18 protein-coding genes are annotated in these 23,149 nt (G+C 73.2%); 10 read left to right on the top strand and 8 right to left on the bottom strand.

The features are described from left to right. Positions 1-188: 188 nt before the first annotated feature. From aceE to lpdA, 3 genes are read left to right on the top strand one after another with little or no spacing between them, the layout of a single operon-like run. Entirely contained in the window at positions 189-2,867 is a 2,679-nt protein-coding gene (gene aceE, locus M0638_RS13280; protein WP_248667474.1) for a pyruvate dehydrogenase (acetyl-transferring), homodimeric type, read from the top strand. Then, the gene (gene aceF / locus M0638_RS13275; protein WP_248667488.1) at positions 2,864-4,327 is read left to right on the top strand and encodes a dihydrolipoyllysine-residue acetyltransferase; all 1,464 of its coding nucleotides are present in this window, start codon (positions 2,864-2,866) and stop codon (positions 4,325-4,327) included. Before aceE ends, aceF begins: the two co-directional genes overlap by 4 nt. A gap of 16 nt (positions 4,328-4,343) precedes the next feature. Then, positions 4,344-6,407, top strand: coding sequence for a dihydrolipoyl dehydrogenase (gene lpdA / locus M0638_RS13260; protein WP_345893025.1), 2,064 nt, complete (start codon positions 4,344-4,346; stop codon positions 6,405-6,407). Between the two features lie 85 nt (positions 6,408-6,492). Here lpdA and M0638_RS28820 read toward each other — a convergent pair whose 3' ends face one another. Further along, the gene (locus M0638_RS28820) at positions 6,493-6,621 is read right to left on the bottom strand and encodes a hypothetical protein (RefSeq protein WP_282571992.1); all 129 of its coding nucleotides are present in this window, start codon (positions 6,619-6,621) and stop codon (positions 6,493-6,495) included. Between the two features lie 224 nt (positions 6,622-6,845). Beyond that, entirely contained in the window at positions 6,846-7,841 is a 996-nt protein-coding gene (gene denD / locus M0638_RS13255) for a D-erythronate dehydrogenase (protein ID WP_248667473.1), read from the bottom strand. A 180-nt stretch (positions 7,842-8,021) separates the two neighbouring features. On the opposite strand from denD, the gene M0638_RS13250 reads away from it, so the two are divergent. From M0638_RS13250 to M0638_RS13225, 6 genes are all read left to right on the top strand, one after another. Continuing rightward, positions 8,022-8,759 carry a FadR/GntR family transcriptional regulator gene (locus tag M0638_RS13250; protein ID WP_248667472.1) on the top strand — a complete coding sequence of 246 codons (738 nt, stop codon included), beginning with the start codon at positions 8,022-8,024 and terminating at the stop codon, positions 8,757-8,759. 73 nt (positions 8,760-8,832) lie between these two features. Continuing rightward, complete coding sequence (locus M0638_RS13245) at positions 8,833-9,897, top strand: phosphotransferase family protein (RefSeq protein WP_248667471.1); 1,065 nt, start codon at positions 8,833-8,835, stop codon at positions 9,895-9,897. A 39-nt stretch (positions 9,898-9,936) separates the two neighbouring features. Further along, positions 9,937-11,160, top strand: a complete 1,224-nt coding sequence (locus M0638_RS13240) for an acyl-CoA dehydrogenase family protein (RefSeq protein WP_248667470.1) — start codon at positions 9,937-9,939, stop codon at positions 11,158-11,160. A 230-nt stretch (positions 11,161-11,390) separates the two neighbouring features. Beyond that, positions 11,391-12,968, top strand: coding sequence for a class I adenylate-forming enzyme family protein (locus M0638_RS13235; protein WP_248667469.1), 1,578 nt, complete (start codon positions 11,391-11,393; stop codon positions 12,966-12,968). Continuing rightward, positions 12,965-13,744, top strand: coding sequence for an enoyl-CoA hydratase-related protein (locus M0638_RS13230; RefSeq protein WP_248667468.1), 780 nt, complete (start codon positions 12,965-12,967; stop codon positions 13,742-13,744). The genes M0638_RS13235 and M0638_RS13230 overlap by 4 nt, the downstream gene beginning before the upstream one ends. 178 nt (positions 13,745-13,922) lie before the next feature. Continuing rightward, the gene (locus M0638_RS13225; protein WP_248667467.1) at positions 13,923-15,152 is read left to right on the top strand and encodes an ABC transporter substrate-binding protein; all 1,230 of its coding nucleotides are present in this window, start codon (positions 13,923-13,925) and stop codon (positions 15,150-15,152) included. Between the two features lie 106 nt (positions 15,153-15,258). Here M0638_RS13225 and M0638_RS13220 read toward each other — a convergent pair whose 3' ends face one another. From M0638_RS13220 to M0638_RS13195, 6 genes are all read right to left on the bottom strand, one after another. Continuing rightward, complete coding sequence (locus tag M0638_RS13220; RefSeq protein ID WP_248667466.1) at positions 15,259-16,014, bottom strand: tyrosine-protein phosphatase; 756 nt, start codon at positions 16,012-16,014, stop codon at positions 15,259-15,261. Continuing rightward, positions 16,011-17,009, bottom strand: a complete 999-nt coding sequence (locus M0638_RS13215) for an acyl-CoA dehydrogenase family protein (protein ID WP_248667465.1) — start codon at positions 17,007-17,009, stop codon at positions 16,011-16,013. Before M0638_RS13215 ends, M0638_RS13220 begins: the two co-directional genes overlap by 4 nt. A gap of 39 nt (positions 17,010-17,048) precedes the next feature. Beyond that, the gene (locus M0638_RS13210) at positions 17,049-18,200 is read right to left on the bottom strand and encodes an acyl-CoA dehydrogenase family protein (RefSeq protein ID WP_248667464.1); all 1,152 of its coding nucleotides are present in this window, start codon (positions 18,198-18,200) and stop codon (positions 17,049-17,051) included. Positions 18,201-18,204: 4 nt separating this feature from the next. Further along, on the bottom strand, positions 18,205-19,209 hold the full coding sequence (locus tag M0638_RS13205; protein ID WP_248667463.1) for a Bug family tripartite tricarboxylate transporter substrate binding protein: 1,005 nt from the start codon (positions 19,207-19,209) through the stop codon (positions 18,205-18,207). A gap of 242 nt (positions 19,210-19,451) precedes the next feature. Next, positions 19,452-20,516: a phosphotransferase gene (locus M0638_RS13200; protein WP_248667462.1), complete on the bottom strand. Its 1,065-nt coding sequence runs from the start codon at positions 20,514-20,516 to the stop codon at positions 19,452-19,454. 40 nt (positions 20,517-20,556) lie between these two features. After that, positions 20,557-21,819: an acyl-CoA dehydrogenase family protein gene (locus tag M0638_RS13195; protein WP_248667461.1), complete on the bottom strand. Its 1,263-nt coding sequence runs from the start codon at positions 21,817-21,819 to the stop codon at positions 20,557-20,559. Positions 21,820-22,052: 233 nt separating this feature from the next. Here M0638_RS13195 and M0638_RS13190 point away from each other — a divergent pair, with 233 nt between their 5' ends. Further along, positions 22,053-23,027: an NADPH:quinone oxidoreductase family protein gene (locus M0638_RS13190; protein WP_248667460.1), complete on the top strand. Its 975-nt coding sequence runs from the start codon at positions 22,053-22,055 to the stop codon at positions 23,025-23,027. Positions 23,028-23,149 lie beyond the last annotated feature (122 nt).

Here is a 23,149-nt window from a genome sequence, read left to right as displayed (position 1 = left end):
CCGGGCCGCATGCCCGATGCCGCGCGCCCGATGCCGCGACCGGTGACCGCGGCACCCGCGGTGCCGACCCGAACGGAGCTGTGCCGCGATGTCGCGCCAGTGTTCGCGCCGATGTCCGGCACGGCCGCTTCCGTGCCGGCCGATGGCCGCGCTAGCCTGCCGCCGACGGATCGATAGGAGGAAGCCGAATGGACCTTTCGCGTGACATCGACCCGGTCGAGACCCAGGAATGGCGGGACGCGCTCGGCGCCGTCATCGCGCTGGAAGGGTCGCAGCGCGCGGGCTTCCTGCTGGAAGCCCTGGCCGACGAGGCGCGGCGGCAGGCCGTCCCGGTGCCCTTCTCGGCCAACACGCCCTACGTGAACACGATCCGGCCGGAGCAGGAGGCGCGCCACCCCGGCGACCGCGCGATCGAGCACCGCATCCGCTCGCTGGTGCGCTGGAACGCGATGGCGACGGTGCTGCGGGCGAACAAGGAATCCTCGGAGCTCGGCGGCCACATCGCCTCCTTCCAGTCCGCCGCGCTGCTCTACGACACCGGCTTCATGCACTTCTGGCGCGGCGAGACGGAGAAGCAGGGCGGCGACCTCGTCTACATGCAGGGCCACTCCTCGCCGGGCTTCTACGCGCGGGCCTTCCTCGAAGGGCGGCTGACCGAGGAGCAGATGGTCAATTTCCGCCAGGAGGTGGAGGGCAATGGGCTGTCCTCCTACCCGCATCCCTGGCTGATGCCGGACTTCTGGCAGTTCCCGACCGTCTCCATGGGTCTCGGCCCGCTGATGGCGATCTACCAGGCGCGCTTCCTGCGCTACCTGCACCATCGCGGCTTCGTCGACACGGAAGGGCGCAAGGTCTGGGCCTTCCTCGGCGACGGCGAGACGGACGAGCCGGAGAGCCTCGGCGCCATCTCGATGGCCTCGCGCGAGCGGCTCGACAACCTGGTCTTCGTCGTCAACTGCAACCTGCAGCGGCTCGACGGGCCGGTGCGCGGCAACGGCAAGATCATCCAGGAGCTGGAGGCGGCGTTCCGCGGCGCCGGCTGGAACGTCATCAAGGTGATCTGGGGCGCGGGCTGGGACCGGCTGCTGGCCAGGGATACCTCCGGCATGCTGCGCAAGCGCATGGAGGAGTGCGTCGACGGCGAGTACCAGGACTTCAAGTCGAAGAACGGCGCCTATGTGCGCGAGAAGTTCTTCGGCAAGTACCCGGAGACGCGCGCCCTGGTCGCCGACATGTCGGACGACGAGATCTGGGCGCTGGCGCGCGGCGGCCACGACCCGAACAAGGTCTACGCCGCCTACGCCGCGGCCGTCGCGACGAAGGGCAGGCCGACCGTGATCCTGGCCAAGACGGTCAAGGGCTACGGCATGGGCGAGGCCGGCGAGGGGCAGAACATCACCCATCAGCAGAAGAAGATGGGCGAGGCGAACCTGCGCGAGTTCCGTGACCGGTTCGGGCTGAAGATCTCGGACGAGGAGCTCAAGAAGGTCCCGTTCATCCGATTCCCGGAGGACAGCGCGGAGCAGCGCTACCTGATGGAGCACCGCCGCGCGCTCGGCGGCTACGTGCCCTCGCGCCGCGCGAAGTCCACCGCGCTGGAGACGCCGCCGCTCGCGGCCTTCGAGGCGCAGCTCAAGGGCACCGAAGGCCGCACCATCTCCACCACCATGGCGATGGTGCGCATCATGAACATGCTGATGCGCGACAAGAGCATCGGCAGGCGCGTGGTGCCGATCGTGCCCGACGAGAGCCGCACCTTCGGCATGGAGGGCATGTTCCGCCAGTTCGGCATCTACAGCCAGGTCGGGCAGCTCTACCAGCCCGAGGACGCCAACCAGCTCATGTTCTACAAGGAGGACCAGAAGGGCCAGCTCCTCCAGGAGGGGCTGAACGAGGCGGGCGGCATCGCCTCCTGGATCGCGGCGGCGACGTCGTACTCCACCAACGACTGCCCGATGATCCCCTTCTACATCTACTACTCGATGTTCGGCTTCCAGCGCGTCGGCGACTTCATCTGGGCGGCGGGCGACATGCGCGCGCGCGGCTTCCTGCTGGGCGCCACGGCCGGCCGCACCACGCTGAACGGCGAGGGGCTGCAGCACGAGGACGGGCACAGCCACCTGCTCTCGGCCACCGTGCCGAACTGCGTCTCCTACGACCCGACCTTCTCCTACGAGGTCGCGGTGATCGTGCAGGACGGCCTGCGCCGCATGTACGCGGAGCAGGAGGACATCTTCTACTACATCACCGTGATGAACGAGAATTACGAGCACCCGGCGCTGCCCGAGGGCGCCGAGGCCGGGATCATCAAGGGGATGTACCTGCTGCGCGCCGCGCCGGAGGGCGAGGCCGAGGGGGAGGGCGGAAGCAAGGGACCGCGCGTGCAGCTCCTCGGCAGCGGCACCATCCTGAACGAGGTGATCGCGGCGGCCGGGCTGCTCGCCGAATTCGGCGTCGCGGCCGACATCTGGAGCTGCCCGAGCTTCACCGAGCTGCACCGGGACGGGATCGACGTCGAGCGCTGGAACCTGCTGCACCCGCTGGAGGAGCCGCGCGTGCCCTACGTCACGCGGTGCCTCGCCGGGCGGCAGGGGCCGGTGATCGCGTCGAGCGACTACATGCGCCTGTTCGCCGAGCAGATCCGCCCCTACGTGCCCGGCCGCTACACCGTGCTCGGCACCGACGGCTTCGGGCGCTCCGACTACCGGCGCCGGCTGCGCGCCTTCTTCGAGGTGGACCGCCACTTCGTCGCCGTCGCGGCGCTGAAGTCGCTCGCCGACGAGGGCGCCGTGCCGCGCTCGGTCGTCGCCGACGCCATCGCGAAGTTCGGCATCGACCCGGAGAAGAGGAACCCGACCCGGAGCTGAGCCCGAGGCGGGGCCCGGCCCGGTGCGCCGCCCGGCATGGCCGGGCGGCGGCCGCGCCGGCGCCCCGCGCCTTCATCTTCACAGCCTACCTTCGCGATTCCGATTTTCCGGACCACCGGGCTTGCGCGCCAGCCCCGGCAGGGCACCGGACGAACGAGACAAGGGAGACGCACGTGGCGGCAGCCGAGGTTACGGTCCCGGATATCGGCGACTTCAAGGACATCCCGATCATCGAGATCCACGTGAAGGAAGGCGACGTCGTCAACGCCGACGACCCGCTGATCACGCTCGAATCCGACAAGGCCACGATGGACGTGCCGTCGCCGCGCGGCGGCACGGTGGAGGCGATCCTGGTCAGGCTCGGCGACCGGGTGAGCGAGGGCACGCCCGTGCTGCGCCTGCGCGGCAGCGAGGAGGGCGCGCTGAGCCAGCCGACCTCGCTGCTGCCGCAGCAGGAGCCGCCGCCGGCGCCGCAGCCCACCCCCGGCCCGGCCCCGGTGGCGGCGGCCGCCCCGGCGGGCGGCGCCACGCCCGCCCTGCCGGATTTCGCCGGCGTGCATGCCTCGCCCGGCGTGCGCCGCGTGGCGCGCGAGCTGGACGTCGACCTGAACAAGCTGAAGGGCACCGGCGAGAAGGGGCGAATCACCAAGGAGGACGTGCTGGCCTTCCTGCGCGGCCCCGCGGCGGCGCCGGCCGCCCCGGCCGCCGCGCCTTCCGGCGGCTCCGGCATCCCCGAGATCCCGGCGCAGGACTTCAGCAAATTCGGTCCCGTCGAGACGAAGCCGCTCTCGCGCATCAAGCGCCTCTCCGGCCCGCACCTGCACCGTGCCTGGCTCAACATCCCGCACGTCACGCAGCAGGACGAGTCCGACATCACGGAGCTGGAGGCCTACCGCCGCGAGCTGGACGCGGCGGGCAAGGAGAAGGGCTACCGCGTCACCCTGCTCGCCTTCCTGCTCAAGGCCAGCGCCGCCTGCCTGCGGCAATTCCCGGAGTTCAACGCCTCCCTCTCGCCGGAGAAGGACGCGCTGATCCTCAAGAAGTACTACAACATCGGCATCGCCGTGGACACGCCGGACGGGCTCGTGGTGCCGGTGATCCGCGACGTGGACCGCAAGGGCATCGTCGAGCTGTCGCAGGAGATGGGCGCGATCTCGAAGAAGGCGCGCGACGGCAAGCTGCAGGCCGCCGACATGCAGGGCGCCACCTTCACCATCTCCTCGCTCGGCGGCATCGGCGGCACCGCCTTCACTCCGATCGTCAACGCGCCGGAAGTGGCGATCCTCGGCGTGGTGCGCTCGAAGATGGCGCCGGTCTGGAATGGCACGGAGTTCAGGCCGCGCCTGATGCTGCCCGTCTCGCTCTCCTACGACCACCGCGTGATCGACGGCGCGCTCGGCGCGCGCTTCGCCCGCCAGCTCTGCCACGTCCTCGAGGATGTGCGGCGGCTGGTGCTCTGAGGGAAGGCGCGCGACCATGACCGTCGAGATACGCGTCCCCGACATCGGGGACTTCAAGTCCATCCCGATCATCGAGATCCACGTGCAGGAAGGCTCCACGGTCAACGCCGAGGACCCGCTGCTGACGCTGGAATCCGACAAGGCGACCATGGACGTGCCGGCGCCGCGGGCCGGCACCGTCGCCGCGTTGCAGGTCAAGCTCGGCGACCGCGTCTCCGAGGGCGACCTGATCCTGCTTCTGGAGGAGGCCGGCGCGCCGGCCACGCCACCCAAGCAGACGGTGCGCCAGGAGGCCGCGCCGCAGCCGGAAGGCCCGCCGCCCAATTACGGCTCGCCCGCCGGCGTCTATCAGGAGGTCGATGTCGTCGTCCCCGATATCGGCGACTTCAAGGGCATTCCGGTGATCGAGGTCCACGTGAAGCCGGGCGACGCGGTGAAGGCCGAGGACCCGCTGCTGACGCTGGAATCCGACAAGGCGACGATGGACGTGCCGGCGCCGCAGGCCGGCACCGTCGCCGCCGTGCTGGTCAAGGTCGGCGACCGCGTCTCGCAGGGCGACCGCATCCTGACGCTGAAGGGCGAGGGCATGGCCGCCCCCGCCGACAGGGCGCCGCCCGCCGCCCTGCCGCCCGCGCCGGCCCCGAAGCCGGCCGCCACCGCGCCGGGCGACCTGCACGCCGAGGTGCTGGTGCTCGGCGCCGGCCCCGGCGGCTACAGCGCCGCCTTCCGCGCCGCCGATCTCGGGAAGAAGGTGGTGCTGGTCGAGCGCTGGGAGACGCTGGGCGGCGTCTGCCTCAACGTCGGCTGCATCCCCTCCAAGGCGCTGCTGCACGCGGCCAAGGTGGTGGACGAGAGCCAGGAGATGGGCGAGCACGGCATCAGCTTCGGCGCGCCCGCCATCGACATCGACAGGTTGCGCGGCTGGAAGGAGGGCGTGGTGAAGCGCCTGACCGGCGGGCTGTCCGGCCTCGCGAAGCAGCGCAAGGTCACGGTGGTCCGGGGCACCGGCCAATTCCTGTCGCTCAACCAGGTCGAGGTGCAGGGGCCGGAGGGCAGGAAGGTCGTCAGCTTCGACCAGGCCATCATCGCCGCCGGCTCCGAGCCGGTGACGCTGCCCTTCATCCCGCATGACGACCCGCGCGTGATCGACAGCACCGGCGCCCTCGCGCTGGACGGGGTGCCGGAGCGGCTGCTGGTGCTCGGCGGCGGCATCATCGGGCTGGAGATGGCGACGGTCTACCACGCGCTCGGCGCGAAGGTGACGGTGGTCGAGCTGATGGACCAGATCATCCCCGGCGCCGACAAGGACGTGGTCGCGCCGCTGATGAAGCGCATCAGCAGGAAGTACGCGGCGATCTACCTCAGGACCAAGGTGACGAAGGTCGAGGCGACGCCGGAAGGGCTGGTCGCGCATTTCGAGGGCGGCAGCGCGCCGGCCACCGGGACCTACGACAAGGTCCTGGTCGCGGTCGGCCGCCGCCCGAACGGCAGGCTGATCGGCGCCGAGAACGCCGGCGTGCGGGTGGACGAGCGCGGCTTCGTCCCGGTGGACCGGCAGCAGCGCACCAACGTGCCGCACATCTTCGCCATCGGCGACATCGTCGGGCAGCCGATGCTGGCGCACAAGGCGGTGCACGAGGCGCATGTCGCGGCCGAGGTCGCCGCCGGCCACAAGGCGGCGTTCGACGCCAAGGTGATCCCCTCGGTCGCCTATACCGACCCCGAGGTCGCCTGGGTGGGGCTGACGGAGAACGAGGCCAAGGCGAAGGGCATCAAGGTCGGCAAGGGCGTGTTCCCCTGGGCGGCGAGCGGCCGCTCGCTCTCGCTCGGGCGCGACGAGGGCATGACCAAGCTGCTGTTCGACGAGGCGACGCACCGGCTGCTCGGCTGCGGCATCGTCGGGCCGAACGCGGGCGACCTGGTGGCCGAGGCGGCGCTCGCCATCGAGATGGGGGCGGACGCGCAGGACATCGCGCTCACCATCCACCCGCATCCGACCCTCTCGGAAACCATCGGCATGGCCGCCGAGATGTTCGAGGGCACCATCACCGACCTGATCCCGCCGAAGAGGAAGGGGTGAGCGCGAGGCGCGGTCCGCGCCCCCGTCGGGGCATGGCCCGCGCCTCGTTCCCGTGCCGGCGGCGTCCGGCCGCCTGCCGCCCGGCTCAGTGCGCCGGGCCGGCGCCGATCAGCGCCTCGACCGCGATCGGGAAGCGGCGGACGCGCCGCCCCGTCGCGTGCCAGACCGCGTTGGCGATCGCGCCCGCCGTGCCGGTGATGCCGATCTCGCCCACGCCCTTGATGCCCGGCGCGGCCTGACCGGAACGGAGGCGGGGCAGGCGGCGGCCGCTCGCGCCGGCGTCGCGGAAGGCCGGTCCGGGGGCTGGCCGACGGGGCGGGGCGCGGAAGGCGCGCCCCGTGGCGGACCGCGGTCCGGCCGGGACGGCGGCCCTCCACGGGGCGTTGCCCCCGGCCCGGCTTCGCGCCTCCGGGCGCGCCCGCCCGCCTGCGATCCGCCCTACAGCCCGCGCTCCGCTCGCGTCGCCGCCAGGTCCTCGTCGACGAAGGCGCGCACCACCTCGTCCAGGGGCTCCTGCTCGGCGAAGCCCAGCTTGCGGGCGCGCGTGGCGGTGAAGGCGGCCGGCCACTCGCCGACGATCGCCGCCACCGCCGGGTCCGGCACGTGCCGCACCAGCGCCCGCGCCTCCGGCCCGGCCACGTCGGCCAGCGCCTCCAGCAGCTTCGCCACCGTGGCCGAGCGCCCCGGCGGGTTCACGCCGCGATCGGCCCCGAGCAGCGCGGTATCCATTCCCGCCGCGTGCAGGAACCATTCCACCGCCGCGCGCGGCGAGCAGACCCAGAGCGCGAAGGCCTCGCCCACCGGGCATTCCGCCGGCAGGCCCAGCAGCGGCTCGCGCAGGATCGCCGAGACGAAGGAGGAGGCGGCCTTGTTCGGCCGCCCCGGCCGCACGATCACGGTGGGCAGGCGGATCGACACCGCGTCCAGCAGCCCGCGCCGCGTCGCGTCGTGCAGCAGCAGCTCGCCCATCGCCTTCTGCGCGCCGTAGCTGTTGGTGGGAAGCTGCCGCGCATCGTCCGGCAGCCGCGCCTCCTGCCCGCCGTCGAAGCTCGCCACCGAGGAGGTGAACACCACGCGCGGCGGCGCGGGCAGCGCCCGGCAGGCCTGCACCACCGCCAGCGTGCCCTGCAGGTTGACGTGCAGCCCGAGGTCGTAATCGGCCTCCGCCGCCGCGCTGACCACGGCGGCGAGGTGGAAGACCACGTCCGTGCCCGGCGGGATCGCCGCGGCCAGCGCCGCCGGGTCGGCGACGTCGCCGCCCAGGGTGCGGACGGGGAAGGGGGCCTCGACCGGCGCCGGGGCGGCGAGGTCGAACAGCGTCAGCGCCTCGATGCGCCGCTCGCCGCCGGCGGTGCGCAGCACGCCGTCCGCCGCGAGCCGGCGCGCCAGCCTGCGCCCGAGGAAGCCGCCGCCGCCGAGGATGGTGATGCGCATCGCCGTTCCCTGTGCCTTTCCGCCGGTCCTGGGCAAGCCCGGCCGGCTCCGTTCCGTGTGCCGGCGCAGCTTGCGGCCTGCGGCCCGTCCGGCAAAGCGCCCGGCGTGCGGATTCGCTTGACGCGTGGGGATGTCCGATGGTCTGGTTGTCGGACAACGGGACCGACCGGACCGTCCCGCATGGAATTCCGCCGCCTCCAGCCGCAGCCCGCCTACCGCCAGGTCTCCGCCGAGATCGAGCGGCGCATCCTCGCCGGCGCGCTGAAGCCGGGCGAGGCGCTGCCGTCCGAGGCGGAACTGGCCGCCGGCTTCGGCGTGAACCGTTCCACCGTGCGCGAGGGCATCCGGGCGCTGGAGAGCGAGGGGCTGCTGCGCCGCGCCGCCGGCAAGCGGCTGGTGATCGCGGCACCCCGCGCCGCCGACCTCGCGCCGCGCGCCGCCCGGGCGCTGGCCATGCAGCGCGTCACCTTCGAGGAGCTGTGGTCCGTCGCCCTGGCGCTGGAGCCGATGGCCGCGCGGCTCGCCGCCCGCCACGCCGCGCCGGCGGAGGTGGCGGCGCTGGCCGACACCATCGCGCGCACCGACGCCGTGCTGGCGCGCGGCGAATCCCCGGCGGCGCTCGACACCGAATTCCACGCCCTGGTCAGCGAGGCCGCGCACAACCGTGCCCTGCTGCTCTCGCGCGAGCCGGTGGGCGCGCTGCTCTATCCGGCCGCCGAGCCGCTGATGCCGAGGCTGCCCCAGGCCAACGACCGTATGCAGGCCGCGCACCGCCATGTCGTCGAGGCCATCGGCCGCCGCGACGAGGCCGGGGCCGAGTTGTGGATGCGCCGGCACATCGTCGATTTCCGGCGCGGCTACGAGATGGTCGGCCTCGCGCTGGACGCCCCCGTGGCGCCGCCGGCGCGGCCCGAATGATCGAGGGAGGGGAGGAAGGGATGGCTGCGACGCAGGACCGGCCGGTGCGGGCCACCCCATGGGCCGAAGCGCGATGAGCCACGCCGCCGCGCCCGCTGCACCGCCCGCTGGCCCATCGGCGGCAGGGACGGAATTCGATCCCGCCCGCCTCGATGCCTTCCTGCGCGGGGCGATCCCCGGCCTGGAAGGCCCGATGACGCTCGCGCGCATCAGCGGCGGCCAGTCCAACCCCACCTTCTTCGTCACCTACGCCAACCGCCGCCTCGTGCTGCGCAAGCAGCCGCCGGGCGAGATCCTGCCTTCCGCCCATGCCGTGGACCGCGAGCACCGCATCCTGACGGCGCTGGCCGGCACCGCCGTTCCGGTGCCGCGCGCGCTGCTGTTCCATCCCGGCCGCGAGGTGGTCGGCACGCCCTTCTACGTGATGGAGCGGGTCGAGGGGCGGGTCTTCGACGCCGCCTCGCTGCCCGGCGCCGATGCCGGCGAGCGCCGCGCCATGGTGATGCGTTTCGCGGAGACCCTGGCCGCGCTGCACGACGTGGACTGGCGCGCCGCCGGCCTCGAAGGCTACGGCCGCCCCGAGGGCTTCTTCGCCCGGCAGGTCGCGCGCTGGGTCCGGCAGTGGCAGGCCGCGCGGGGCCGCGACATCCCCGACCTCGCCCGCCTCGCCGAGTGGCTGCCCGCGCACATGCCCGAGGATGACGGGCAGTGCACCATCGTCCACGGCGACTACCGCCTCGGCAACGTGATGTTCGCGAACGGCGCGCCGGATGTCGTGGCCGTGCTGGACTGGGAGCTTTCCACCATCGGCCACCCGCTCTCCGACGTCGCCTTCGCCGCGATCGCCTGGCGCAGCCGGCCGGAGGAGTATGGCGGCATCCTCGGCCTGGACTGGAACGGGCTCGGCATGCCCACCGAGGCCGAGTTCGTCGGCCACTACCTCGCGAGCCGGCGCACCCGCTGCGCGCCGCCGCAGCCCTTCCACTTCGCCTTCGCCATGTTCCGCTTCGCGGTGATCTTCGAGGGCATCGCCGGCCGCGCCCGCGCCGGCAACGCCGCCGGCGCCGATGCCGCGAGGGTCGGCGACCTCTCCATCGCCTTCGCCCGCCACGGCGCCGCCATCATCGAAGCCGCCTGAAGAACGGGGCCCGCGCGCCACCGACAGGGAAACGCCGACATGGAATTCGAGCACTCCGAGAAGACCCAGGCCCTCCAGTCGCGGCTGCGGGCCTTCATGCGCCGGCACGTCTTCCCGGCGGACGCCGAATGGCACGCCGAGGCCGCGGCCGGCCGCTACCCGCTGGCGCTGGTGGACCGGCTCAAGTCCTTCGCGCGCGAGGAGGGGCTGTGGAACCTGTTCCTGCCCGGTCTGCGCGAGGACGAGCCCGGCACGCGCCTCTCCAACCTCGAATACGCGCCGCTGGCCGAGATCATGGGCCGCATCCCCTGGGCCCCCGAGGTGTTCAACTGCAACGCGCCGGACACCGGCAACATGGAGGTGCTGCACCTCTTCGCCTCGCCGGCCCAGCGCGAGCAGTGGCTCATGCCGCTGCTGCGCGGCGAGATCCGCTCCTCCATCGCGATGACGGAGCCCGATACCGCCTCCTCCGATCCCACCAACATCCGCGCCCGCATCCGCCGCGAGGGCGACCACTACGTCGTCAACGCGCGCAAGTGGTTCATCACCGGCGCGGCGCACCCCAACGTGAAGGTCGCGATCCTGCTCGGCGTCACCGACCCGGAGGCGGACCCGCATTCGCGCCACTCCATGGTGCTGGTGCCCTTCGACACGCCCGGCGTGCGCGTGCTGCGCAACATCCCGATCATGCACCACGTGGCGCCCGACGGGCATTGCGAGGTGGTGTGGGAGGATGTGCGCGTGCCCGTCTCGAACCTGCTCGGCGAGGAGGGGAAGGGCTTCGCCATGGCGCAGGCGCGGCTCGGCCCGGGGCGCATCCACCATTGCATGCGCACCATCGGCCAGTGCGAGCTGGCGCTGGAGCTGATGGTGGCGCGCGCGAGGGAGCGCGAGGCGTTCGGCCGCAAGCTGGCGGATTTCGCCAACGTGCGCGACGCCATCGCCGAGTGCCGGCTGGAGATCGACCAGGCGCGGCTGCTGACGCTGCAGGCCGCCTGGATGATGGACAAATACGGCAACAAGGCCGCGCGCACCGAGGTCTCGGCGATCAAGGTCGTCGCGGCGCGCATGCAGACGCGCGTGGTGGACCGCGCCATGCAGGTGTTCGGCGCGATGGGGCTGACGCCGGACACGCCGCTCTCCTACCTCTGGACCTGGGGCCGCGCGCTGCGCTTCATCGACGGGCCGGACGAGGTGCACCTCAACGTGGTGGCCAAGCGCGAGCTGAAGCGCGAGCCGGAGGGGCCGGTGCTGGGGGGCTGATGGCCGGGGGTGAGGGCATCGGGGCGCTGCCCCGAACCCCGCCGAAGGGCGAAGCCCCTTTGGGAAACCCCTTTCGTTCCAGGGTATCCGGCGAAGCCGGACAACGCCGGCGGAGGTCCAGGAACCTGAGGTTCCTGGCGGGTGGATCCAAAGGAGGGCGGCGCCCTCCTTTGCGGAGGGTGCAGGGAGGCGGAGCCGCCCTGCCATGCCGCGTCGCGAGGGAGGAACCCATGCCGGAAATCCGGCCCGAGGCGCATTTCGGCGACCGCGTGGTGCGCTGCTTCGCCCCGCGCCCGCCCGATCTGCACGCGCTGCTCGCCGAGGCCGCCGCCCGCAACCCCGAGGGCGAGGCGCTGGTCCAGGGCGATGCCCGACTGACCTACGCCGCGCTGGAATCCAGGGTCGCGCGCCTCGCCGGCGGGCTGGCCGCGCGCGGCATCGGTGCCGGCGACCGCGTGGCGCTGCTGCTCGGCAACCGTGCCGAGTTCGTGGTGGCGCTGTTCGCCGCGGCGCGCCTCGGCGCCGTCTTCGTGCCGCTCTCGGAGCGCGAGGCGACGCCCGGGCTCGCCTATCTGCTCGCCCATTCCGGCGCCGCCGTGCTGCTGCACGACCCCGCCTTCGCCGACCGCCTGCCGCCGCCCGCCGAGACCCCCGTGCTGCGGCTGCGCGTCGCCGTACCGGGCCCGGCATGGGACGCGCTGCTCGACGCCGCGCCGCTGCCGCCGGCGCGCGCCGGCGAGGAGGACGTCGCCGCGCTGTTCTACTCCTCCGGCACCACCGGCCGGCCGAAGGGCGTGATGCTGACGCATCTCGGCTTCGTGCATTCCGCGATGCACTACGAGCGGGCGATGCGGCTCGGCCCCGCCGACCGCTCTGTGGTCGCGGTGCCGCTCAGCCACATCACCGGCACGGTGGCGCAGGTGCTGGCGCTGGTGCGCGCCGCCGGCACGCTGATCGTGCTGCCGCAATTCAAGGCGCGCGAATTCCTCGCCCTCGCGGCGCGCGAGCGCATGACGCACACGCTGATGGTGCCGGCCATGTACGCGCTCTGCCTGCTCGACCCGGAATTCGCGCGCCACGATCTCTCGGCCTGGCGCATCGGCGGCTATGGCGGCGCGCCGATGCCGGAGGAGACGGTGCGCCGGCTTGCGGAAGCCCTGCCCGGGCTCGGGCTGATGAACGCCTACGGCGCCACCGAGACCACCTCGCCCGCCACGCTGCTCGCGCCCGAGGACGCGCTGGCGCGCCGCGACACGGTGGGCCGCGCCGTGCCCTGCGCCGAGCTGCGCGTCACCGACCTCGACGGCAGCGACCTGCCGCCCGGCGAGGCGGGCGAGATACGCATCCGCGGCCCGATGGTCGCGCGCGGCTACTGGAACGATCCCGCCGCGACCGCGGCCGCCTTCGAGGCCGGCTGGTGGCGCTCCGGCGACATCGGCGCGCTCGACGCCGAGGGCTTCCTGCGCGTGCTCGACCGCAGCAAGGACATGATCAACCGCGGCGGCCTCAAGGTGTATTCGGCCGAGGTGGAGAACGCGCTGCTCGCGCATCCCTCGGTGGTCGAGGCGGCGGTGGTCGCCTATCCCTGCCCGGTGCTGGGCGAGCGCGTCCGCGCCTTTGTGGTGGCGCGCGAGCCGGTGCCGGAACCCGACGAGTTGCGCGCCCTCTGCGCCGCGCGCCTCGCCGACTACAAGGTGCCCGAGCGGATCCTGCTGCGGGACGCGCCGCTGCCGCGCAACGCCGCCGGCAAGGTGCTCAAGCGCGAATTGCGCATGCTGGACGAGACAACGACCGAGGCAATGCCATGACCGAATCCCCGCTTCTGGTCTCGCACGAGGACGGCGTCGCGCATCTGCGCTTCAACCGCCCCGCCTCGCTGAACGCGCTCGACCAGCCCACCGCCGAGGCGTTCCGCGAGGCCGTCGCCGGCCTCGACGGCACGGTGCGCGCCGTGCTGCTCACCGGCGCCGGGCGCGCCTTCATGGCCGGCGGGGACATCGCGGTCTTCCACCGCGCCGGCCCGGACGCACCGGCCATGATCGCCCCCGTCATCGCGTCGATGCACGAGGCGCTGCTGGCGCTCGCCGCGCTGCCGGCGCCGGTGATCGCCGCGGTGCAGGGGGCGGCGGCCGGCGGCGGTTTCAGCGTGGCGATGGCGGCCGACCTCGTCATCGCCGCCGAGGATGCGCGCTTCAGCGTGGCCTATCTGCGCCTCGGCACCAGCCCGGATTGCGGCGGCTCCTGGATGCTGCCGCGCCTCGTCGGCCTGCGCCGCGCGCTCGGCATGGCACTGCTGGACGAGGTGGTGGACGCGGCGACGGCGTTGCAGCTCGGCCTCGTCAACCGCGTGGTGCCAGTGGACGCGTTGCAGGACGAGGCGCTCGCCATCGCCCGCCGCCTCGCCGCCGGCCCGCGCGAGGCCATCGCCGGCACCAAGGCGCTGCTGCGCGCCGCCACCGGCCGCGACCTCGCCGCGCAGCTCGACGCCGAGCGCGACGGCTTCCTCCGCTGCGCCGCCACCGCCGACTTCGCCGAGGGTGTCGCCGCCTTCATGGGCAAGCGGCCCGCGCGCTTCGGCGGCTAGAGCGGAACGCCGGCGGGCGGACCCGCCCGGCGGCGTGAATCCGCGCCGAGAACAACGAACTACAGCGAACCGCAGTCCCAACCGGACTGCGGTTCGCCGTGGTGCGTCGGAACGGGCTTGCAACGCGCCGGCCGGGCCGCGTTATGCTCGGTCTCACAAGCAAGAACAGGAACCGTCCATGTCCCTGAACCGTCGTGCCCTGCTCGGCGTGGGCACCGCCGCGCTGCTGCCGACCCGCCTGCGCGCCCAGGCCGCCGCCACCATCCGAATCGGCGTCATCACCGACGCCACCGGCCCCTATCGCGACGTCGCCGGCCCCACCGCCGCCGCCTGCGCGCGGCAGGCCGCGACCGAGTTCATGGCCGCCAACCCGGGCGTGCAGGTCGAGGTGCTGATGGGCGACCACCAGAACAAGGCCGACCTCGGCGTCGCCATCGCGCGCGAATGGTTCGACCGCGGCAACGTCGACGTGCTCGCCGACGTCAGCAACTCCGCCGTGGCGCTCGCCTGCGGCAACATCGCGGTGCAGAAGGACAAGGCGGTGCTCGCCACCGGCACCGGCTCCTCCGAGATCACCGGCCGCGCCTGCAACCCGAACACCGTCCACTGGACCTACGACACGTGGTGCACCGCCAACGCCACGGGCGGCGGCCTCGTGCGCGCCGGCGGCAACCGCTGGTACTTCATCACCGCCGACTACGCCTTCGGCAAGGCGATCCAGGCCGACACGACGCGCTTCGTGGAGCGCATGGGTGGCCGCGTGCTGGGCAGCGCCGCCTATCCGTTCCCCGGCACCACCGACTTCTCCTCGATGCTGGTGCAGGCGCAGGCCAGCGGCGCCAACGTGATCGCCTTCGCCAATGCCGGCGCCGATCTCGTCAATTGCGTCAAGCAGGCGGGCGAGTTCGGCATCACCCGGCGGGGCACGAAGCTCGCGGCGATGGTCGGCTTCATCCAGGACGTGCACGGCCTCGGCCTGCAGGCGGCGCAGGGGCTGACGCTGACCGAGCTGTTCTACTGGGACATGAACGACCGCACCCGCGCCTTCACCGCGCGCGTGAAGCCGCGCCTGCCCGGCGGCCTCTACCCCAACATGAGCCAGGCCAGCGCCTACTCCGCCACGCTGCACTACCTGAAGATGGCGAAGGAGGTCGGCTTCGAGCGCGCCAGGGCCTCCGGCCGTGCCGTGATCGAGCAGATGAAGCGCGTCCCCGCCGAGGATGACTGCTTCGGCACCACCACCGTCCGCCGGGACGGCCGCGCGCTGCATCCCGCCTATCTGTTCGAGGTGAAGAAGCCCGAGGAGAGCCGCGGGCCGTGGGACTACTACAGGCTCGTCGCCACCATTCCCGCCGACCAGGCCTTCCGCCCGCTGAACGAGGGCGGTTGCCCGATGGTCGCGGGCTGATACGCGCGGCGACGGAAACGAGAGAGGGTCTCGCAGGGGGCTTCGCCCCTTCGCGGCAGGGGCCGCAGGGGAGGGCGGTGCCCTTCCCCGCCGGGGCCCCCGCCCGTCAGTCCAGCAGCATCGCCCGCAGCCGCGCCAGCCGCGCCGCGTCGAGACCCAGCCCGTCGCGCAGCAGCCCGTCCACGCCGCCATGCCGCTCGGCGGCGAGGTCGAGCGCCATCTCCAGCAGCGGCCGGTGCGCGGAGAGCAGCGCGTCGCGCACCTCGGCCGGCGTGTTCTCCGGCAGGGCGTTCTCGCGCCCCCAGATGCGGTTGGTGGCGAGGTAGTCCTCGATCACCGTCGCGCGCGGCACGCCGAGCGCCGTCAGCAGCAGCGCCGCGCCGAAGCCGGTGCGGTCCTTGCCGGCCGAGCAGTGGAACAGCAGCGGCAGCCGCTCCTCGCGCAGCAGCAGGTCGAACAGCGTGCGGTAGCGCGGCAGGTGGTCGGTCGCGTAGGCGGTATAGGCGATGCGCAGCAGGTCGCGCACATCCTCGCCCGTGGCCTCCTCGCGCGCCAGCATGTCGCGCAGCGAGGCGCCGACGCGCGGCTCGATCGACAAGGGCACGATCTCCGGTGCCTCCGACCTGGGCAGCACCGAGGGCGCCTTCTCGCTCTCGCGCACGCCGCGCAGGTCGCACACGGTGCGTAGGCCGAGCGCCGCGAGGCAGGGCAGGTCCGCCGGCGTCAGCCGCGCCAGCGAGGCGGAGCGGAACACGCGGCCGAAGCGCACCGACCGCCCGTCATCGGTGCGGTAGCCGCCGAGGTCGCGCAGGTTGGTACAGCCTTCCAGCGCGACGACGCGGGGCAGGAGCGCGTCGCTCATGCCTCGGCCGGCGCCAGCCGCTCCTGCACGAAGCCGAGGCTGGTGACGGCCGGCCCGTCCAGGCAGGCCCGACCCAGCACGCCATGCCAGTACGCCTCGGAGCCGAAGGCCAGCCGGCCCCGGTGCAACTGCTCCGTCATCAGGTGCAGCGGCACTTCCTCGGTGATGCCCATCGCCCCCAGTACGCCATGCGCGATGGCGGCGACGCGGATGGCCGCCTCGCCGATGCGCGCCTTGCCCGCCGCGACGCGCAGCGGGTCCAGTGACGCCTCGCCGGCGCTTGGCAGCGAGGCGAGCTGCGCCGCCATGCGGCCCGCGAACACCTCCTCGGTCAGCACGGAAAGCTGCTGCTGCACCGCCTGGAAGCCGGCGATGGGGCGGCCGAACTGCACGCGCTCGCCGGCATAGCGGATCGTGTCCTCCAGGATGCGGTCCATCGCCCCCGCCATGCGGCACAACTCGGCCCAGGCGCCCGCCACCAGCCAGTCCGTGCCGCCCTCCAGCGCCGCTTCCGGCTCCGGCTGCTCCCACGTCATCGTCGCCGCCGTGTCGTTCACGTAGTCGGTGCCGGGCAGCGCCGGGCGCGGCAGCAGCAGCGCCGCCTCGCCGCGCGGCACCAGCACCCGGCGCGACTGCCGTGCCCAGGCGGCGCGCGCGCGCCACGCCGCGTCCGCCGCGACCGGCTGCGCCAGCGCCACCGGCCCTTCCGGCGCCGCCTGCCTGGCGGCGGCGAAGGCCGCGCGCACCAGCATCGTCTCGCCCACCGGCACCGGCGCCGCGAAGCGCCCGGCCGCGAGCAGCACCGGCAGCGTGTCGATCGGCCGCAGCCCGGCGCCGCCCGCCGCCTCCGGTACCAGCGCGTCGAGGAAGCCGGATTCCTCGATCGCGTCCCACAGCGCCGCCGCGCTGCCGCCATGGCGGATGGCGCGCGCCACCTCGGGCGGGCAGGCGCGGGTGAACAGCTCGCCCGCGGAATTCGCCAGCAGATCGTCCATCGTGCCCTCCCTCACCGCAGGCCCCTCATCGCAAGCCCCTCATCGCAAGCCCATGCCGCGCGCGATCATCCCGCGCAGGATCTCGCGCGTGCCGCCGCGCAGCGAGTAGGAGGGCGCCATGGCCTGGCTGTAGGCGAGCGTCCGCAGCAGCCCGTCCGGCGGCACGCGGTCGGGCTCCGCCCCCAGCGCGTCGGCGATCGCGGTCGGGATGAGCTGCTCGAATTCCGTGCCGAGATCCTTCACCAGCGCCGCCTCGGTGATCGGGCTCTCGCCCGCCACCAGTCGGCTCGTCACCGCGATCGACATGGCGCGCAGCGTGGCGAGATGCGCGAGCAGCCGCCCCAGCAGGGCCTCGGAAGCCGGCGTGCGCGGCCCTTCCGTGCGCAGCCAGTCGATCCAGGTGTCGAGCAGCACGGCGGAGGACAGCACCCGCTCCGGGCCGGAACGCTCGTAGGCCAGCTCCGCCGTCACCTGCGCCCAGCCGGCGCCCTCCTCGCCCACCAGCGCGTCGGCGGGGAGCCGCACCTCCTCGAACACCACCTCGTTGAAGTGCGCGTCGCCCGCGAGATCGCGGATCGGCGTCACCTTCACGCCGGGCAGCGACAGATCGACGATGAACTGCGACAGCCCCTTGTGCCGGTCCGCCGGTACGCCGGAGGAGCGCACCAGCGCGATCATGTAGTGCGAGTGGTGCGCGTTGGTGGTCCAGATCTTCCGCCCGTTCAGCCGCCACCCGTCGCCGTCGCGCACGGCCCGCGTCGTCACGCTGGCGAGGTCGGAGCCGGTGTTGGGCTCGCTCATGCCGATGCAGAAGAAGGATTCGCCGCGGCTGATGCGCGGCAGGTGGAATTGCCGCTGCGCCTCGTTGCCGAAGCGCTGGATCAGCGGCCCGCTCTGCCGGTCGCCGATCCAGTGCGCCGAGACCGGCGCGCCGGCGGCGAGCAGCTCCTCCACGATCACGTAGCGCGCGAAGGGGCCGAGCGCCGCGCCGCCGTACTCCTTGCGCAGCGTCAGCCCCACCCAGCCGCGCGCCGCCAGCCGGCGGCTGAAATCGGCGTCGAAGCCCATCCAGGAGCGCGCGCGCCGGTCCGGCGGCAGGTCCGGCAGCGCCTCGCGCAGGAATTCGCGCACCTCGGCGCGCAGCGCCTCGGCCTCGGGCGGGATGATGGCGAGCGGAAGGTTTCCGATCATGGCGTCAGTCCAGCCTCACCCCGTTCTCCGCGATCACCCGGCCCCAGCGTGCCAGCTCCGTGCGCAGATAGGCGCCGTAATCCTCCGGCGTGCCGCCCAGCGGCGTCGTGCCCTGCTCGGCGAGCTTCGCCAGCACCTCCGGCTCGCGCAGCGCCAGCATCACGGCGGCGTTGAGGCGGCGCACCACCGCGTCCGGCGTGCGCGCCGGCACCATGATGCCCTGCCACGCCCCCACCTCGAAGCCCGGCATCACCGTCTCCGAAAGGGTCGGCACGTCCGGCAGCGGCGCGATCCGCTCCTTCGAGAACATGGCGAGCGCCTTCAGCCGGCCCTCGCGCACCAGCGGCAGCGCCGAGTTCACCGTGTCGGTCAGGAACTGCACCTGCCCGGCGGCCGCGTCCACCAGCGCCGGCGCGCTGCCGCGATAGGGCACGTGCACCGCTTCCAGCCCGTTGGCGCGCAGGAACATCACCGCGCCGAGATGCGTGACGTTGCCGTTGCCCGAGGAGCCGTGGCTGAGCTGCCCCGGCCGCGCGCGGACATGGGCGATGAACTCCTGCACCGTGCTCACCGGCAGCGAGGGATGCAGCACCAGCACCAGCGGGATGGTGGCGGTGAGCGCCACGGGCGCGAGGTCGCGCATCACGTCGTAGGAGAGCCGCGTGTACAGCGCCGGGCTCAGCACGATCGAGGAGGTGTTGTAGAGCACGGTGTAGCCGTCCGGCTCCGCCCGCGCCGCCGCCTCGTTGCCGATGTTGGCGTTGGCGCCCGGCCGGTTCTCCACCACCAGCGGCTGGCCCAGATCGCGCGCCATGCGCTCGGCCAGCACGCGCGCCACGATGTCGGTCGGGCCGCCGGGCGGGAAGGGAACGATCACGCGGATCGGCCGCGACGGCCACGTCTCCTGCGCCTGTGCCGCGAATGGCGCCAGCAGCGCGGCACCCAGCACGCCGCGCCGCGTCGCCGCCATGTTCCGCTGCCGTGTCAGCATGTCGGCGTATGGCCGCATGGCTTCCTTCCCGACGTTCCCCGATGGCCGCAGGATGCGCCGTCGTGGACGGGCTGAACAGGGGGACGCGGGTGGAACGTTCGAGCCGCCGTACCTTTTCCGCTTCGCCCCATGCCGCGCGTTTCGTGCGTTGTCGCTTCCGGAGCGCCGCCCCGGACCCCGCGCCAGGGGAATGTGGGGACGAAGCCCCCTTCGAGCCCCCCTTTCCCATGAAAGGGGCCGCTCGCTTCAACCGCCCCGTGTCACCCGCCGGCCGCCGCACGCTGCGCCAGCGCCCAGGCCCGTTCCGCCATGTTGCGATAGCGCTCGCGGTAGCCGATGGCGCGCGGATCGGCCGCGTTGCCGTCCAGCGCCCGCCGCCACACGCCGGCGACGATCGAGGCCAGCCGGAACATCGAGAACACCACGAACACGTCCAGCGCCGCCGGCACCGGCCGCCCCGCCGCCGCGCAGTAGGCGGCGACGAATTCGGCCTCGGTCGGGATGCCGGTGCCGGTCAGGTCCTCGCCCAGCACGCCCGAGACGCCGGCCGGCCCCGGCGGGAAGTGGTAGGTCAGGCAGGCATAGCCGAGATCGGCCAGCGGGTGCCCGATCGTCGCCAGCTCCCAGTCCAGCACCGCGACGACGCGCGGCTCGGTCGGGTGCACCAGCACGTTGCCGAGGCGGTAGTCGCCATGCGCGATGCGCGCCGGCTCGTCGGGCGGCAGGTGCGCGGGCAGCCACTCGGCCAGCCGGTCCATCGCCGGCATCTCCTCGACCTTCGCGGCCTCCCATTGCCGCGTCCACAGCGCCACCTGCCGCGCCATGTAGCCTTCCGGCCGGCCGAATTTCCCGAGGCCCGCCGCGCGCCAGTCCACCGCGTGCAGCGCCGCCAGCACGCGCGCCATGTCGGCGTAGAGCGCCGCGCGCTCGGCGGGCGACGCGTCGCGCATCACCCGGTCGGGGAAGACGCGGCCGGGCACGTTGTCCATCACGAAGAAGGCGGTGCCGATGACCTCCGCCTCCTCGCAGAGCAGGCGCGCGCGCGGCACCGGCACCGCGCTGCCCTCCAGCGCGCGCATCACCTGGTACTCGCGCTCCACCTGGTGCGCGCGCGGCAGCAGCTTCCCGGGCGGCTTCTTGCGCAGCACGTAGTCGCCCGCCGGCGTCGCGACGTGGAAGGTCGGGTTGGACTGCCCGCCCTGGAACTGCCGCACCTCGAAGGCGCCCTCGAAGCCCGGCAGCCTGCCGCGCAGGTAGCGCCCCAGCGCCGCCTCGTCGAAGCGGTGCTGTGGCAGCACCGGCACCAGCTCTGGGATGCCGCTCATCGCGCGGCCTCCCGCCTGCCCCCCTCGCGCCGCATCGCCGTCAGTGCGCCGGGCGCGGGGCCGCGGCGGCCGCGCCTTCCGCCTCGTTGCGCCGCGCCTTGTACTTGGCCAGCTCCAGCCGGCCGAGCTGGTGGCGGTGAACCTCGTCCGGCCCGTCCACGATGCGCAGCGTGCGGGCGATCTTGTAGAAGTAGGCGAGCGGGAAGTCCTCCGTCACGCCGGCCGCGCCGTGCATCTGGATCGCCCAATCCACCACCTGGCAGGCCATCGCCGGGGCGGCCACCTTGATCTCGGCGATCTCGGCCTTCGCCACCTTGTTGCCCACCGTGTCCATGCGCCACGCCGCGTGCAGCGTCAGCAGCCGCGCCTGGTCGATCAGGATGCGCGACTGGGCGATGCGCTCGATGGTCACGCCCTGGTCGGCGAGCGGCTTGCCGAAGGGCTTCCGCACCAGCGCCCGCCGGCACATCATCTCCAGCGACCGCTCCGCCAGCCCGATCGCGCGCATGCAGTGGTGGATGCGCCCCGGGCCGAGCCGCCCCTGCGCGATCTCGAAGCCGCGCCCCTCGCCGAGCAGGATGTTCTCCGCCGGCACGCGCACGTTCTCGAACAGCAGCTCGGCATGGCCGTGCGGCGCGTCGTCGAAGCCGAACACCGGCAGCATGCGCTTGATGGTCAGCCCCGGCGTGCCGCGCGGCACCAGGATCATCGACTGCTGCCGGTACTTGTCCTCGCCGTCCGGCGCGGTCTTGCCCATCACGATGAAGATGGCGCAGCGCGGGTCGCCCGCGCCCGAGGACCACCACTTGCGTCCGTTGATGACGTAGTGGTCGCCGTCCCGCTCGATCCGCGTCTGGATGTTGGTGGCGTCCGAGGAGGCGACGTCCGGCTCGGTCATCGCGAAGCAGGAGCGGATCTCGCCCGCCAGCAGCGGGTCCAGCCATTGCCGCTTCTGCGCCTCGGTGCCGTAGCGGTCGATCGTCTCCATGTTGCCCGTGTCGGGCGCCGAGCAGTTGAACACCTCCGAGGACCACGGCACGCGGCCCATGATCTCGGCCAGCGGCGCGTATTCCAGGTTGGTCATGCCCGGGCCGCGGTCGGAATGCGGCAGGAACAGGTTCCACAGCCCCGCCTCGCGCGCCACCGGCTTGAGCTGCTCGACGATCGGCACCGGCTGCCAGCGGTCGGGCGCCGTCTCGTGCTGGTGGATGTAGGTCGCCTCGTTGGGGAGGATGTGCTCCTCCATGAAGGCGGTCAGCTTCTCGCGCAGCTGCTCCACCTTCGGCGTGTAGGCGAAATCCATCGTTGCCGTTCCTCCCCTTGCCGGCGCAGGGAGTCGTCCCGCAACCGTCACCAACCTTCCGGACCTGATTACCGCCAGGCGGAACCGTGGCGCAACCGGCCGGAACGGGCAAGCCGCTTCGCCGTCCCGCCCCCTCGCCAGAACCGCCCGCTTCGGCTGCAATGGCCCACCCGGCGCCGGGCCGAAGCGACGAGCCGGCGCCTCGACCACACGCCCCGACCGAGGAGACGCCCATGAAGGCCGTGCTGTGCCGCCAATTCGGCCCCCCCGAGACGCTGGAACTGGCCGAGGTGCCCACCCCCGAGCCCGGCCCCGGCGAGTTGCTGATCCGCGTCGAGGCCTGCGCGGTGAATTTCCCGGACACGCTCATCATCGAGAACCGCTACCAGCTCAAGCCGCCGCTGCCCTTCTCCCCCGGCGGCGAGGTGGCGGGCCGGGTCGCGGCGCTCGGCGCGGGCGTCGCCGGCCCGCCGGTGGGGACGCGCGTCATCGCCGTCACCGGCCATGGCGGCTTCGCCGAGGCGGTCTCCGTCCGTGCCGATGCGGCGGTGCCGGTGCCCGAGGGCGTCGATCCGGTCGCCGCCGCGACGGTCACCTATGCCTACGGCACCACCATGCACGCGCTGGAGGACCGCGCCGCGCTGCGCCCCGGCGAGACGCTGCTGGTCCTCGGCGCCTCGGGTGGCGTCGGCCTCGGCGCGGTGCAACTCGGCAGGCTGCTGGGCGCGCGGGTGATCGCCGCCGCCTCCACGCCGGAGAAGCTCGCCGTCTGCCGCGAGCACGGCGCCGACGCGCTGGTGGACTACACGCGGCCCGACTGGCGCGAGCAGCTCCGCTCTCTCACCGACGGCCGCGGCGTGGACGTGGTGTACGACCCCGTCGGCGGCCCCTACGCCGAGCCCGCGCTGCGCTCGATGGCCTGGCGCGGCCGCTACCTCGTGGTCGGCTTCGCGGCGGGCGAGATCCCGCGCATCCCGCTCAACCTCACCCTGCTCAAGGGCTGCGGCATCCTCGGCGTGTTCTACGGCGACTATGCGCGGCGCGAGCCGGAGTCGAACCGCGCCATGCTGGCCCGGCTGCTCGGCTGGATCGCGGAAGGCCGGCTGCGCCCGCACGTCTCCGCCGTGCTGCCGCTGGCCGAGGCGGGGCGCGGGCTGCGGATGCTGCTGGAGCGTGGCGTGACCGGCAAGGTGGTGCTGACGACCTGAGCCGGGGCGCCGCCCCGGGCCCCGCCCCGGGCCCTGTCGGGAAGCGCGCCGCCCTTCCCTGGACCCCTCCCGCCGAAGGGCGAAGCCCCTTTGGAGACCCCGTTCGCATCCACCGCCCGGCG

It is taken from the genome of Roseomonas acroporae (genome assembly GCF_023223525.1).
GTDB classification, from domain to species: Bacteria; Pseudomonadota; Alphaproteobacteria; order Acetobacterales; family Acetobacteraceae; genus Roseomonas_E; species Roseomonas_E acroporae.
This window is presented reverse-complemented; position numbering and strand designations above follow the sequence as displayed.